This is a genomic window from Nocardioides sp. PD653-B2 (assembly GCF_002117935.1).
Classification (GTDB): domain Bacteria; phylum Actinomycetota; class Actinomycetes; order Propionibacteriales; family Nocardioidaceae; genus Nocardioides.
The window spans coordinates 1-13,255 of sequence record NZ_BDJE01000049.1; the positions used below are offsets into that span (position 1 = coordinate 1).

General features: G+C 72.2%; 15 protein-coding genes. 6 read left to right on the forward strand and 9 right to left on the reverse strand.

Features of this window, described 5'->3' with window-relative positions; translation table 11 throughout:
- Positions 1–98: 98 nt before the first annotated feature.
- Positions 99–1,298 (reverse strand): adenylyltransferase/sulfurtransferase MoeZ, encoded by a 1,200-nt coding sequence (moeZ, locus tag PD653B2_RS20625; RefSeq protein ID WP_085874298.1) that lies wholly within the window; start codon positions 1,296–1,298, stop codon positions 99–101.
- 183 nt (positions 1,299–1,481) lie between these two features.
- Between moeZ and PD653B2_RS20630 the strand changes: the two genes are divergently transcribed.
- The 3 genes from PD653B2_RS20630 to PD653B2_RS20640 are packed head-to-tail and all read left to right on the forward strand — an operon-like array spanning position 1,482 to position 2,632.
- Positions 1,482–2,069 carry a TetR/AcrR family transcriptional regulator gene (locus tag PD653B2_RS20630; RefSeq protein ID WP_085874310.1) on the forward strand — a complete coding sequence of 196 codons (588 nt, stop codon included), beginning with the start codon at positions 1,482–1,484 and terminating at the stop codon, positions 2,067–2,069.
- Between the two features lie 49 nt (positions 2,070–2,118).
- Complete coding sequence (locus PD653B2_RS20635; RefSeq protein WP_085874299.1) at positions 2,119–2,343, forward strand: DUF3107 domain-containing protein; 225 nt, start codon at positions 2,119–2,121, stop codon at positions 2,341–2,343.
- Between the two features lie 19 nt (positions 2,344–2,362).
- A complete protein-coding gene (locus PD653B2_RS20640) occupies positions 2,363–2,632 on the forward strand; it encodes a GlsB/YeaQ/YmgE family stress response membrane protein (protein ID WP_085874300.1) in 270 nt (89 codons plus the stop codon).
- On the opposite strand, the gene PD653B2_RS20645 is transcribed toward PD653B2_RS20640, so the two are convergent.
- A complete protein-coding gene (locus PD653B2_RS20645) occupies positions 2,633–3,346 on the reverse strand; it encodes a ferritin-like fold-containing protein (protein ID WP_085874301.1) in 714 nt (237 codons plus the stop codon).
- Positions 3,347–3,600: 254 nt separating this feature from the next.
- On the opposite strand from PD653B2_RS20645, the gene PD653B2_RS20650 reads away from it, so the two are divergent.
- On the forward strand, positions 3,601–4,992 hold the full coding sequence (locus tag PD653B2_RS20650; protein ID WP_242665375.1) for a DEAD/DEAH box helicase: 1,392 nt from the start codon (positions 3,601–3,603) through the stop codon (positions 4,990–4,992).
- An 8-nt stretch (positions 4,993–5,000) separates the two neighbouring features.
- Here the strand turns inward: PD653B2_RS20650 and PD653B2_RS20655 are convergent, their stop codons facing one another.
- From PD653B2_RS20655 to PD653B2_RS20670, 4 genes are read right to left on the reverse strand one after another with little or no spacing between them, the layout of a single operon-like run.
- Complete coding sequence (locus PD653B2_RS20655; protein WP_085874303.1) at positions 5,001–5,819, reverse strand: hypothetical protein; 819 nt, start codon at positions 5,817–5,819, stop codon at positions 5,001–5,003.
- Entirely contained in the window at positions 5,819–6,355 is a 537-nt protein-coding gene (locus PD653B2_RS20660) for a SigE family RNA polymerase sigma factor (protein ID WP_242665376.1), read from the reverse strand. The genes PD653B2_RS20655 and PD653B2_RS20660 overlap by 1 nt, the downstream gene beginning before the upstream one ends.
- Positions 6,356–6,393: 38 nt before the next feature.
- A complete protein-coding gene (locus PD653B2_RS20665; protein WP_085874304.1) occupies positions 6,394–7,080 on the reverse strand; it encodes a L,D-transpeptidase in 687 nt (228 codons plus the stop codon).
- Positions 7,077–7,901 carry a ParA family protein gene (locus PD653B2_RS20670; RefSeq protein ID WP_085874312.1) on the reverse strand — a complete coding sequence of 275 codons (825 nt, stop codon included), beginning with the start codon at positions 7,899–7,901 and terminating at the stop codon, positions 7,077–7,079. The genes PD653B2_RS20665 and PD653B2_RS20670 overlap by 4 nt, the downstream gene beginning before the upstream one ends.
- A gap of 61 nt (positions 7,902–7,962) precedes the next feature.
- Here PD653B2_RS20670 and PD653B2_RS20675 point away from each other — a divergent pair, with 61 nt between their 5' ends.
- Entirely contained in the window at positions 7,963–8,724 is a 762-nt protein-coding gene (locus PD653B2_RS20675; RefSeq protein WP_085874305.1) for an SDR family NAD(P)-dependent oxidoreductase, read from the forward strand.
- 3 nt (positions 8,725–8,727) lie between these two features.
- Here the strand turns inward: PD653B2_RS20675 and PD653B2_RS20680 are convergent, their stop codons facing one another.
- The 3 genes from PD653B2_RS20680 to PD653B2_RS20690 are packed head-to-tail and all read right to left on the reverse strand — an operon-like array spanning position 8,728 to position 12,140.
- Entirely contained in the window at positions 8,728–10,572 is a 1,845-nt protein-coding gene (locus PD653B2_RS20680) for a carboxypeptidase-like regulatory domain-containing protein (RefSeq protein WP_085874306.1), read from the reverse strand.
- Between the two features lie 7 nt (positions 10,573–10,579).
- Positions 10,580–11,467 carry a PHP domain-containing protein gene (locus PD653B2_RS20685; RefSeq protein WP_085874307.1) on the reverse strand — a complete coding sequence of 296 codons (888 nt, stop codon included), beginning with the start codon at positions 11,465–11,467 and terminating at the stop codon, positions 10,580–10,582.
- Positions 11,468–11,492: 25 nt separating this feature from the next.
- Positions 11,493–12,140: a DUF6758 family protein gene (locus tag PD653B2_RS20690; protein WP_085874308.1), complete on the reverse strand. Its 648-nt coding sequence runs from the start codon at positions 12,138–12,140 to the stop codon at positions 11,493–11,495.
- 59 nt (positions 12,141–12,199) lie between these two features.
- Here PD653B2_RS20690 and PD653B2_RS20695 point away from each other — a divergent pair, with 59 nt between their 5' ends.
- Positions 12,200–13,195 (forward strand): hypothetical protein, encoded by a 996-nt coding sequence (locus PD653B2_RS20695; protein WP_133059097.1) that lies wholly within the window; start codon positions 12,200–12,202, stop codon positions 13,193–13,195.
- The last annotated feature ends 60 nt before the right edge of the window (positions 13,196–13,255 follow it).

The window sequence follows — 13,255 nt, forward strand, 5'->3', positions numbered from 1 at the left end:
ATACGCCGGTCGCGACCTCCTGCGTCGGTCGCGCGGCTACTCGATCTGGCTGCTGCATCTGCGGGACCCGAGCAAGCTCGGGTCCCGCAGGCAGCTCATCAGTACGTCGGCTGGCTCGGGTCGATCTGGTTGACCCAGGCGACGACGCCGCCACCCACGTGGACGGCGTCCGCGTAGCCGGCGCCCTTCACGATGGCCAGCGTCTCGGCCGAGCGGACCCCCGACTTGCAGTGCATGACGATCTGCTTGTCGGAGGGCAGCTTCTCGAGGGCCGATCCGTTGAGGAAGTCGCCCTTGGGGATCAGGACCGAGCCCGGGATCTTGTTGATCTCGTACTCGTTGGGCTCGCGGACGTCGACGAGGACGAAGTCACGCGTGCCCTCGTCGCGCTCCTTGAGCATGTGCTCGAGCGTGGTGACCGAGATCGTCGAGCCGGCGGCGGCGTCGGCCGCCTCCTCGGAGATCGCGCCGCAGAAGGCGTCGTAGTCGATCAGCCCGGTGACGGTCGGGTGCTCGCCGCAGAGCGCGCAGTTCGGGTCCTTGCGGACGCGCAGCTTGCGGTACTCCATCTCGAGGGCGTCGTAGATCATCAGCTTGCCGATCAGCGGCTCGCCGATGCCGGTGAGCAGCTTGATGGCCTCGTTGACCTGGATCGAGCCGATGGAGGCGCACAGCACGCCGAGCACGCCGCCCTCGGCGCAGCTCGGGACCATGCCCGGCGGCGGGGGCTCGGGGTAGAGGCAGCGGTAGCAGGGCGCGTCGTCGGACATGGACGGCGCGAACACCGAGGCCTGGCCGTCGAAGCGGTAGATCGAGCCCCAGATGTAGGGGATCTTCAGGAAGTACGCCGCGTCGTTGACCATGTAGCGGGTCGCGAAGTTGTCGGTGCCGTCGACGATGAGGTCGTAGCCCTCGAAGATCCGCATCACGTTGTCGTTGTCGAGGCGCTCCTCGTGGAGGATCACGTCGACGTAGGGGTTGGCCTCGGCGATCGACTCCTTGGCCGACAGCGCCTTCGACTTCCCGATGTCGGACTGGCCGTGGATGATCTGGCGCTGCAGGTTCGACTCATCGACCTCGTCGAACTCGGCGATGCCGAGCGTGTGCACCCCGGCCGCGGCCAGGTAGAGCAGCGCGGGGCTGCCCAGCCCGCCGGCGCCGATCACCAGCACCTTGGCGTTCTTGAGGCGCTTCTGCCCCGTCATGCCCACGTCGGGGATGATGAGGTGCCGGCTGTAGCGGCGTACCTCGTCGATGGTCAGTTCGTCCGCAGGCTCGACGAGCGCGGGAAAGGACACGGCGTACTCCTTGAGTGGTCGGTTCGACTGTTCGAACAACCTGATGCCCTGCCATGTTCCCCGCCGACCCGCGGGCCCGATCGCCACGTCCCGTCATCCGGACGTTCGCGTCGAACCGGTACTGTTCGCGGCGTGACCGCAGAGCAGTACGACGCACCGGCCGCACGCCCGCGCGGCGGTCGGATGCCCCGACGCGAGCGTCGAGCGCAGCTGATGGAGTCCGCACTCGAGGTCTTCGTGGCCCAGGGCTACCACGCGGCGGCCATGGACGACATCGCCGAGCGGGCGGGTGTGTCCAAGCCGGTGCTCTACCAGCACTTCCCGGGCAAGCTCGACCTCTATCTCGCGCTGCTCGACCAGGCCTGCGACACGATCATCGAGAACTGCCGCCAGGCCCTGGAGTCGACGCACGACAACAAGCAGCGGGTCGCGGCGACCATGGACGTCTTCTACGAGTACGTCGCCGGCGAGACCGGCGCGTTCCGCCTGGTCTTCGAGTCCGACCTGACCAACGAGCCTGCCGTCCGCGAGCACGTCGACCGCGTGACCACCGAGTGCGCCGCGATGATCGCGCACGTCATCCACGACGACACCGGGCTGCCCGGCGACGCGTCCCGGCTGATCGCTGTCTCGCTCGTGGGAATGGCACAGGTCAGCGCCCGGTTCTGGCTCTCGGACCCCGGCGACATCCGCCAGTCCGACGCCGCCTCCCTGGTGTCGAGCCTCGCCTGGCGCGGCATCCGCGGGTTCCCGCTCAACGAAGACCACTGAACCACCGACCCGTAGTCCCACACCCACAGCACTGCAAGAGGAGGACCTCGTGGAGGTCAAGATCGGCATCCAGTACGCCGCGCGTGAGCTCACCGTCGAGACCGACGAGTCGGCCGAGAGCGTCGAGAAGCTGATCGGTGACGCGCTGGGGTCCGAGGGTGGCGTCTTCACCCTCAGCGACACCAAGGGCCGCAAGATCATCGTCCCGGCAGCCAAGCTGGCGTACGTCGAGATCGGGCACGGCACCGCCGGACAGGTCGGCTTCCGCGGCTAGTTTCCGACATGATGAGCCCATGATCTCCGCGCTCCTCTGGGCCCTGATCGGCGGCAGCATCATCGGGCTGCTCGGCAAGCTGGTCGCGCCCGGCGACCGGGACAACATCCCGCTGTGGCTCACCGTGATCTGCGGCATCGGCGGCGTGCTGATCGGCAACTACCTGTACGGGCTGTTCTACGCCGACAACACGCGGGGCTTCGACTGGTGGCGCCACACCTGGCAGGTCATCGTCGCCGCGGTGCTGGTGGCGGTCGCCTCCGGCAGCACCGGTCGTACGCAGAGCTGACTAGGAGGCGAGCCCGAGCTCGGCCATCCGCTCGGCGTGCCGCTCGGTGATCCGGGTGAACATCCGGCCCAGCGCGGCCAGGTCGAGGCCCGGCCGGTCGACGCCGCCGGCGAGCAGCGCCGTGAGCGCGTCCCAGTCGGCCGCGACCCGCTGCGCCTGGGTCAGCGCCTCCCCCATCAGCCGGCGACCCCACAGCGCGAGCCGGCCGCCGAGGCGCGGGTCGGCGGCGATCGCCGCGCGCACCCGGTCGACCACGAAGGCGGAGTGCCCGGAGTCCTCGAGCGAGGCGACGATCAGGTCGCGGGTGTCCGTGTCGAGGTAGGCCGCGATCTCGCGGTAGAAGTCGTTGGCCATCCCGTCGCCGACGTAGGCCTTGATCAGGCCCTCGTACCAGTCGCCGGGCGCGGTGTACTCGTGGAACTTGTCGATCGGCGCCTGGAAGGGCGCCATCGCCTCGAACGGGTCGGCCCCGAGCTGCGTCAGCCGCTCGCGCAGCCGCGCCACGTGGCCGAACTCGGCGGAGGCCATCGCCGCGATCGCGACCTTGTCCTCGAGCGTGGGCGCCAGCTTGGCGTCCTCGGCCAGCCGCTCGAACGCCGAGATCTCGCCGTACGCGATCGCACCCAGCAGGTCGACCACGGCCTCGCGGTACTGCGGGTCCTGGAACGCCACCTGGATCTCCTCCGGAGCGGGTGGCGGCGTGGATGGGGGCACGTGCGCACCCTACCGATAGACTGGTTCCGACCGAGGTCACCCGTTCCCTGGCTGTGACCTCGCCGCATGTGCGCGGCAGGCCGTTCCCGGTGTCGATTCGGGGAGTCCGCCGCATCCGACGTTCACTCGGTTGATACCCGGCTGACTCACGAAAGCAGAAGACACTGACCACGTTCCGAGAGCTCGGGGTCCTTCCCGAGATTTGCGACGCGCTCGAGCGCGCCAACATCACCACCCCGTTCGCGATCCAGGAGATGACCCTCTCCGTCGCCCTGCTCGGCACCGACCTCATCGGTCAGGCCCGCACCGGCACCGGCAAGACGCTCGCCTTCGGCATCCCGGTGCTGCAGCGCAGCGTCACGATGACCGACCCCGCGTACGCCGACCTGCCGCAGGGCAAGCCGCAGGCGCTGATCGTTGCTCCGACCCGTGAGCTCGCGCTCCAGGTCTCCAACGACCTCCACCTCGCCAGCAAGGACCTGGGTCTCCGGGTCCTCACCGTGTACGGCGGCGTCGGCTACGACACCCAGCTCGACACGCTCGCGAGCGGTGTCGACATCGTCGTCGGCACCCCGGGCCGCCTGATCGACCTGGCCAACCGCCGCGCGCTGGACCTCTCCCACGTGCACGCGCTGGTGCTCGACGAGGCCGACGAGATGCTCGACCTGGGCTTCCTGCCCGATGTCGAGCGGCTCCTGGCGATGACGCCCGAGACCCGCCAGACGATGCTCTTCTCGGCCACGATGCCGGCCGCGATCGTCTCGCTGGCCCGCACCCACATGCGCCACCCGATGAACATCCGCGCCGAGTCGTCGTACGACACCACGATGGTGCCCGCGACCGCGCAGTTCATCTACCTGGCCCACGACCTCGACAAGCCCGAGATCATCGGTCGCGTCCTGCAGGCCGAGGACGCCGGCAAGATCATCGTCTTCACCCGCACCAAGCGTCAGGCCCAGCGCGTCGCGGACGACCTCGCGGAGCGCGGCTTCAGCACCAGCCCGCTGCACGGCGACATGGCCCAGGTGGCCCGCGAGAAGGCCCTCGCCAAGTTCCGCGAGGACAAGATCCGGGTCCTGGTCGCCACCGACGTCGCCGCCCGCGGCATCGACGTCGCCGGCGTCTCGCACGTCATCAACTACACCTGCCCCGAGGACGACAAGACCTACGTCCACCGGATCGGCCGCACCGGCCGGGCCGGCGCCTCGGGCATCGCGATCACCTTCGTGGACTGGCCGGACATCGCCCGCTGGAAGATGATCAACAAGACGCTCGACCTGCCGTTCGAGGACCCGCAGGAGACGTACTCGACCTCGGAGCACCTCTACCACGACCAGGGCATCGCCCCCGGCACGAAGGGCCGCATCGTCGACCCCGCCCCGGTGGAGCGCAAGCCCCGCGAGGACCGTGGCGGCGACCGTGGTGGCCGCGGCGAGCGCTCCGGCGGCGACCGTCCGGCCCGCAACCGCGACCGCAACCGCACGCGCACCCGCAGCGGCGAGACCCCGGCCTCCGGGGGCACCGCGCCGGCCGCGAAGGACGCGACCGCCGAGGGCGAGTCGCGTCCCAGCCGCAGCCGCAACCGGCGCCGTCGTTCGAGCGGCTCCGGCAGCGGCACCACCGCGCCGGTGCCCAACACCGACTGAGGCACGCCTCAGGCGGGTCCGTGGATCCAGCCACCGTGGTCGTCGAGGTCGCGGTAGGGCTCGAGGCCCTGCCCGGCGTCGACGAACGCGACCGGCAACTCGTCGCCCCACATCGGCCGCCGCACGATCGAGGTCAGGTCGGCCAGGCTCAGCGGGGGCGTCGGCCGAGTCCGGTCCCAGGAGCCGTCCTCGGCGTCGACACCGTCGGTCGATGACGCGACGATGCGGATCCGGTCGGGTCGCAGCAGGTCGGCGACCCGTCGGGTCGCCGGACCGCCGGGCACGTCGGCCCGCTCCTCGTACGTCGTGAGCTCGGACCCGTCGGACAGGCGGGTGGCCCGGCAGCCCAGGTGCTCGGGGTCGTCGCAGGTGGCGTGCATGCCGCGCCCGTGCTGCACGTTGAGCCCGACCACTGACGCGCCCAACGCATCGGCGTCGTCCCAGTGGATCTCGACGTAGTAGTCGCCACTGGTCGCCGAGAGCTGCCCCGCGAGATCCGAGGCCGACCCCGGCCGCTGCTGGCCGACGGTCCACTGCAGGGCCAGCGCCGCGCTCTCGCCCGTCGTCGGCGCGGTCGCGCCGCCGAGGTCGGGCCGGACCGGCTCGGTGGCGATCGACGGCCCGGTGCCGTCCGGCCCGCTGATGGCGACGACGACGCCGCCGGTCATCGCAAGGACGGCGACGCTCGCGGCGGCCGCGAGACCCGTCGTACGGCGTCGTCGGAGGCCGGTGCCGCGGCGCCGGGCGACCGCGGTCAGCCGGACCAGGTCCGGTCCCGTCTCGTCGACCCGGTCCAGGGTGGCGGTGAGGTGCTCGTGCAGGTTCATCAGGACTCCTCGTCCAGGTCGGTGAGGTGGAGACGGAGCCGAGCCAGCGCCCGCCGGGACCGGGTGCGGACGGCCGTCTCGCTGATCCGGAGCTCGCGGGCCGTCTCCGCGACGCTGCGATCCAGCCAGTAGCGGTGCACGACGACGACCCGGTCCGCGGCCGACAGCTCCTGCAGGGCCGCGACGAGGTCGAGGCGCACGGCCCGGTCGGGTGGGTCGGCGGCACGTTCGGGAAGCTCGTCGCTGGGCTGCTCGGACGAGCGGCGCAGGCGCCGGTGGGACAGGAACGTACGGGTCAGCACGGTCCGGGTGTAGGCGACCGGGTCGTCGGCCCGGCTGACCCGGCTCCAGGAGGCGTACACCTTGGCGTAGGTCGTCTGGAGCAGGTCCTCCGCGAGGTGGTGGTCACCTCCCGTGAGGAGCAGGGCGGCGCGGTGGAGCTGACGGCCGGTGGCGGCGACCAGCTCGTCGAAGTCCTGCACCCGGGACACCTCTCGCCCGGCTGTCGGGCCGACGTCGGTCTTCGTGATGGTCACACCTCACTGACGCCTGACGTCGGCCTCCACGTGACACCTCAGGCGGTGACGACCACCGTGGTGCCGAGCGGTGCGAAGTCCCAGAGCGCGATGGCGTCGGGGCGGTTCTGCCGGATGCAGCCGTGGGACTGGGGTGTGCCGAGCTGCGCCTTGGTCTGCACCAGGTGGCCGTCGTCGACCGGGATGTCGTGGAAGCCGATCGCGGCGCCGGTGTCGCCCTGGGTGAACCGGACGAAGTACTTCATCGTGCCGGAGTCGTCGATGCCCCAGGCCTGCTCGGAGCGCGAGTAGACCGCGTACGTGCCGGGGTCGAGGTTGTCGGTGAGGCTGCCCGAGACGAGGTAGGTGCGCACGACCTTCTTGGCGCCCGTGACCAGCCAGACCCGCTGCCGGCTCTCGCTGAAGACCACGCGCTTGCCGTGGCCCGAGTCGGCCGGGAGGGCCGAGTCGAGGGCCGGGTCGAGCTCGGTCTCCGTGGCGTCGGTCGACCGCGTCGCGTCCGGCGTAGTGGTGTCGGTCTCCGGCTCGGCGGTCGGGCTCGGGTCAGCGACCGGGTTGATCGAGCCGGCGGCACTGGAGGCGGTGCGCTCGGGGTCGCCGCCGGCGGCCGACGGCAGCACGCCGGTGCCACCGAGGACGGCGATCAGGGTCACCGCGAGCGAGGAGCCGAGCGCGGTCAGCCGGCCGTAGCGCGGCTTGACCCGCTCACCCCGGTGCTGGCTCACTTGGCAGCCTGCTTCGCTGCCTTCTTCGCTGCCTTCTTCGTGGCCTTCGGGCGCTGGGAGCGCAGGACGAGGTTCTCGGCGACGGCACGGTAGGCCTGAGCGCCCTTGCTGGAGCGGCTGGTCGCCAGGATGGAGCGGCCGGCGGCGGGCGCCTCGGCGAACTTGATCGTCTTGGGGATCGGCGGCTCCACGACCTCGAGGTCGTAGGTGTCCGAGATCGTCTCGAGGACCGTGCGCGAGTGGTTGGTGCGGCCGTCGTACAACGTCGGCAGCACGCCCCAGACCTCGAGCTTGCGGTTGGTGAAGCGGCGTACGTCGTGGACCGTGTCGAGCAGCTGGCCGACGCCGCGGTGGGACAGAGTCTCGCACTGGAGCGGGATCAGCACGCCGTCGGCGGCGGTCAGGGCGGCGACGGTGAGCACACCGAGCGACGGCGGGCAGTCGAGCAGGACCCAGTCGTAGGAGAACTCCTCCTCCTCGAGCGCCTCGATCATGGACCTGATGACGTGCTCGCGCCCGGTGCGGGTCAGCAGGTCGGCCTCGGCACGGGCCAGCTCGATCGTGGCCGGGACCAGGTCGACGCCGTCCTCGGTCGTGATGATCACCTCGGTCGGGTCGAGGCCCTTGGTCAGCACGTGGTGGACCGAGAGCTCGAGGTCCTCGGGGTCGATGCCGAGGGAGAACGTCAAGCACGCCTGCGGGTCGAGGTCGACCAGCAGCACCGAGTGACCCAGCTCCGCGAGCGCAGCGCCGACCGAGGCGACGGTCGTCGTCTTGGCGACCCCGCCCTTCTGGTTGGCGATCGCGAGTGTCGTGGTCACGCGGACCATCATGCCGGACAGGGGTGCAGAGATCGCGCAGGCACCTGTTTGACTTGGCGTCATGTCCCCGACCGCACTCGTGACCGGTCCCACGGCCGGCATCGGCCGCTCCTTCGCCCACCAGCTGGCCCGGCAGGGCTACGACCTGGTCCTGGTCGCGCGGGCCGTCGACCGGCTCGAGTCCGAGGCGGCCGAGCTGCGGTCGTCGTACGGCGTGCAGGTCGAGGTGCTGGCCGCCGACCTGACCGACCGGGCGGAGCTGGCGCTGGTCGAGGCTCGGCTGGCCGACCCCGCGCGGCCGGTCGACCTGCTGGTCAACAACGCGGGCTTCGGGCTCAAGAAGCGGTTCCTCGACAACACGGTCGACGAGGAGCAGGCGATGCTCGAGGTGCTGGTGACGGCCGTGCTGCGCCTGTCGCACGCGGCCCTCGGCCCGATGGCCGAGCGCGGCAGCGGCGGCATCATCAACGTGTCGAGCGTGGCGTCGTTCCTGCCCCGCGGCACCTACTCGGCGGCCAAGGCCTGGGTCAACAGCTTCTCGGAGTGGGCGGCCCACGAGTACCGCCCGCAGGGCATCACCGTGACCTGCCTGTGCCCGGGCTTCACGAAGACCGAGTTCCACGAGCGGATGGACGTCAGCCGCGACTCGGCGCCCGCCTTCTTGTGGCTCGACGCCGACGAGCTGGTCGCCACCGCCCTCAAGGACCACGCCAAGGGCAAGGTGTGGTCGATCCCCGGCGCTCAGTACAAGGCGATCGCCACCGCGGCCCGGCTGGTGCCGACCGGCGTGCTGCAGCGGTTCCAGGCGCTGGGGCGCAAGTAGGGCTCAGGGCTTCCGGGGGCGGAGCGGCAGCGCGAGGTGCGTGACCTCTCCCGGCCGCACGTCGAACGGCGCTGACGGCGGGCAGTAGTACGGGAGCCGCCAGTTGCCGTTGCCCGCGCGCCCCGGGCTGGTCGGCGGCACCTCGGGACGGCAGACCCACGTCCCCGGGCGCAGGTACGGCGACCCGAACGTCGCGCCGCGGCGGGTGTAGAAGCGGACCAGGTCCCGGCCGAAGAGGCTGCCGCCCCCGAGTCGCTGGCAGAAGACGCTCCGCACGACGCCCGGGCGTGGGGCCGGGCGGCCCGAGGGCAGCGTCAGCACACCGGCGAGCTCGCCGTACCGGGGGCCCCGCTCGATCGTGACCGTCTGGCCGTCCTCGGTGAACCCGACCACCCGCGGTGGCGCCGCCACGAACTCCGCCTCGTTCAACGCCTGCGCGTCGTACGTCCCGAACGGGAAGTCGTCGAGGACGACACGACCCTGGTCATCTGCAGCCCACGTGACCGGCCCGCCCCTCTCCGGCGCCCAGGCGGGCTCCCGGCGCGCGAGCTCGACCCCGTCGGCGTCCGGCGGCAGGTCGATCGTGAGCCGCCCCGCGCCGACCGGTGGTGGGTCGAAGGTCGCCTCCGCCGTGTCGCCGGCGACGACCGTCACGGTCGTCCAGCTCGGGTGGTCGGGCGTCCAGAACGACTCGAGGCCGTACTCACCTGCCGGTAGCCCGTCCACGACGAAGGCGCCGGTCACCGGGTCGACCGGGACCTCGGCGACCGGTCTGGCGGGCTCCGGGTCGCCTGTGATGTCACGCACGGAGACGACCTGCTGCGCGCGCTGCTCAGCGGTCTGCCCTGCGGCCGGTGGAGCGGTGCCGGTGATCCGCCCGGCCTCGGCGGTGTCGGTGGCGAGGTCCGCGGTCACCTGCGAGCGCCGTCCGGGGACGCGGGCGTCGGCCACGGCGTACGGCGTCGCCTCGCCCGGGCCACCGACCGAGACCCGGTAGGTGCCGGTCGGGACCGCGTCGACCACGTAGCGCCCCTGCGCGTCGGTGTGGACGACCACCTCGTTGCCGTAGCCGACGGTGCCGGGGGCCGACGTGCGCTGGAGCCGCACGCGTGCGTCGGCGACCGGGACTCCGTCGTGCGTGACGGTGCCGGAGACCGAGGGGCCCGGTCCGGAGAGGTCGACGCGGTTGGCGCCCGCCGTCAGCTCGACGCGGAACGTCGACGAGCCGAGGGAGCCCCGGTAGGACGTGAGGTGCAGGTCGTAGGCGCCCGGCACCAGGCCGCCGATGCGACGGACACCGCCGGACCTGCGGCCGTCGAGAGTCGCCGACGGCGGCTCCGGCACGACGATCCGGCCCCCGGGATCAGCGCCCTGGATGCGGACGACGGAGGGCCTGCCCGCGTCGACGGTGACCGTGATCCGGGCGGCCCGGTGCCGCAGGGCGACGCGCCCCAGGTCGATCCGCCGCTGGCCCCGCGGGAAGTACGACGTGAGGAGAAGCGGCGTCACGGCGCGTTCGTCGGGGCCGACGTAGACCGGCAGCAGGGACGGCATCGCGGCACACCCCGCCCGGCCGCTGCCCTCGCACACCTCGACGTAGAACCTGCCCTTCGGCGCCAGGGTCGCCTCGAACCGGCCGTCGGCCGAGGTCTTCGCGATCAGGTGCCGCGCGCGGTCCTGGACGTCGACCGCCACGACCGTGGCCCCGCGGACCGGGTCGCCCTGCCGGTCGACCACGCGTCCCTCGACCGGGACAGGCCGGGCGGCCGCGTCGGCGGCGGCCACCGGGGCGGCCGCGAGGGCGGTCGTCAGGAGGACGGTGGAGAAGACCAGTCTTCCGAGACGCATCGCCCGATCATAGGTCGGGCGGGACGACCGGCACCGGGGTGACGCGGTCGGAGCCTGCGGCCGCCGCCCGGGCGAGCTCCATCAGGCGGGCGTACTCCTCGGGCGCGGTGGTGTTGCAGCCGAGCTCGTGGTCGGTCTTGCCGACCCCGTGGTAGTCGCTCGAGCCGGTCGCGACCAGGCCGAGGTTGCGCGCGATGGCGCGCAGCCGCTCGCGGGTGGCGGGGTCGTGGTCCTGGTGGTCGACCTCGATCCCGGCGAGCCCGATCTCGTGGAGCGCGGCCAGGGTCTCCTCGTCGGGGCGACCGAGGCCGCCCCTCCCCCACGGGTGGGCGATGACGGCGACACCGCCGGCGTCCGTCACGTGGCGGATGGCGGCCTCGAGCGGGGCGGCGTACCGGTCGACGTACGCCACCTTGCCGGCGCCGAGGTAGGCGTTGAAGGCCTCGGTCCGGTCGGCGACGACGCCCAGGGTGACCAGCGCGTCGGCGATGTGGGGGCGGCCCGGTGCCGCGGTGCCGTCGGAGGCACGGCGCACGTCGTCCTCGGTGATCTCGATGCCGTGCCGGTGCAGCTGCTGGAGCATCGCCGGCACCCGTGACCCGCGCCCGGTCAGCACCTGGGTGAGCTCGCCGGCCAGGGGCGGGTAGGTCGGATCGGGCAGGTAGGCGAGCAGGTGCACGCTGCGACCCCGGTGGATGGTGCTGATCTCCATGCCGGGCACCAGCTCGATCCCGAGCTCGACCGCGGCGGCACCGGCCTCGGCCCAGCCGTCGGCGGTGTCATGGTCGGTGATCGCGACGACGTCGAGACCGGCGTCGACCGCCGCGCGCACGAGTGCGGCGGGACGGTCGGTCCCGTCGCTCGCACGTGAGTGCGTGTGGAGGTCGATGCGCACCCGACGAGCCTAGGCGCTGGACCTTTCACCAGACCGGCCGGTGGCCTCCGAAGGGCATCTCCACCAGCTGCGGGCCGACGTGCGAGACGTCGCGCAGGATCCAGTCGTCGCGCAGCAGCAACAGCGCCGACGCCGGGCGCAGCACGATCCACAGCCACCGGCCGCCCGCCTCACCGGCCACCACCGACCGGTCGAACTCGCCGTCCGACGAGCTGGTCGAGATGTCCCAGAGGTTGACCGACTGGCTGCCGATCCGGATCCGCGCCGCCGGCGGCCGGCGCAGGATGTCGATCCCGGGGTCGTCGTACCTCGTGCCCGCGCAGCGAGCCCCCAGACCGGTGCCGGGCTCCTCGGCGATCACGATGGCGTCGACCGGTCCGTCCAGCTCGCTGGTGCCCGACGTGCAGGTCAGGGTCGCGCGGGTCCGTCCCGGCGCGTCGCCGACCGCGGCGAAGTCGGTCACGCTCCACCCGGGTCCCATCGGCCAGGGCACGTAGGTCGGGAAGCCGTCGGTCGCCGACAGGTGCCCCGCGAACGCCTCGTACGTCGCCTCCTCCGGCCGCCACAGCGCGCGGGTCGCGCCGTGCGCCGGGCACGACCACGGCGCGTCCGGGGCACCGGGGGTCTCCAGGACCGGCGCGGAGCATCGCACGCAGACGGCCTCGGGTGACATGCGTCCACGGTGCTGAAGGGGTGTCCGGGCGTCAAGGGCCCCGCACCTACGATGGCGCGATGAGACGGGCCCTGGCATGCGTGACGCTGGGCCTCGCGCTGACCGCCTGCCACTCGTCCTCCGGACGGACGGACCCGGCCCCACCCGACCTGCCGGCCGGCACCGGCCCGCTCGCCACGGACGCCGTGGTCTGGGCGGTCGGCGACACCGTCCACGTCGGTGAGAGGACCATCCGTGCCGGCGGCGCCGTACGGGCGATGGTGGCCGCGAACGGCCGGATCTACTTCGTCCGGGGCCGCTCCGACGTCGTGCGGGTGACCGACGGCGACAGGGTCCGGGCTACGGACTTGCGCGCCGACGAGCTCCGCGCGTCGGAGGACGGCCGCTACCTGGGCTTCCTCGACACGTCCGAGATGCCGTGGTCCACCGTCGTCGTCGACCTCGAGTCCGGCGAGGTCGTGGTCCGCGACGATGCCGGCATGGGTGACGCCGACGACGACCTCGCCGACCTGTACGAGGACGCGGAGCCCCGGGTCCTGGGCTTCGACGGCGACGAGCTCTTCGTCCGGACCGCGTCGGGCATCGACGTGATGTCCTGGGACCCCCGGACGGGCGAGCGGACCGACCACGGCGACCAGTTCTTCTTCGCCGGCCGCGACCCGGGCGGGGGTCGGTCGCTGCCCGCTCTCGTGCGTCACGGCCGCCTGGTGGTCCCGCGCGACCCCTACCTGTCGACCCAGTGGGGTCACGTCTCGCCCGACGGCTCGGTGACCTTGCAGCTCGTCGCCAACCGCACCGAGGTGTTCGCGGTGGACAGCGGCCGCCGGCTGCCGACCGACCTGCACGGTCGGAAGTTCGTCCTGGGCGGCTGGACGGACGACGCGACGGCGTACGGAGTCGCCTTCGACGGCACCCCGTTCGGACCGCACCGGGTCACCCTCGTGACGTGCCGGCTCACCGTCGAGCAGCAGCGCTGCCGAGCCCTGCGCACCATCCGGCCCCCCGCCCACCAGCTGGTGCTCTTCCCGAGCGGATCGGCCGCGTCCGACTACTAGCGACGACCCGGTGGGAGAGGAAGGAAGCGAACCCCGGCTCACCGGTGGTTGAGGAAGGCG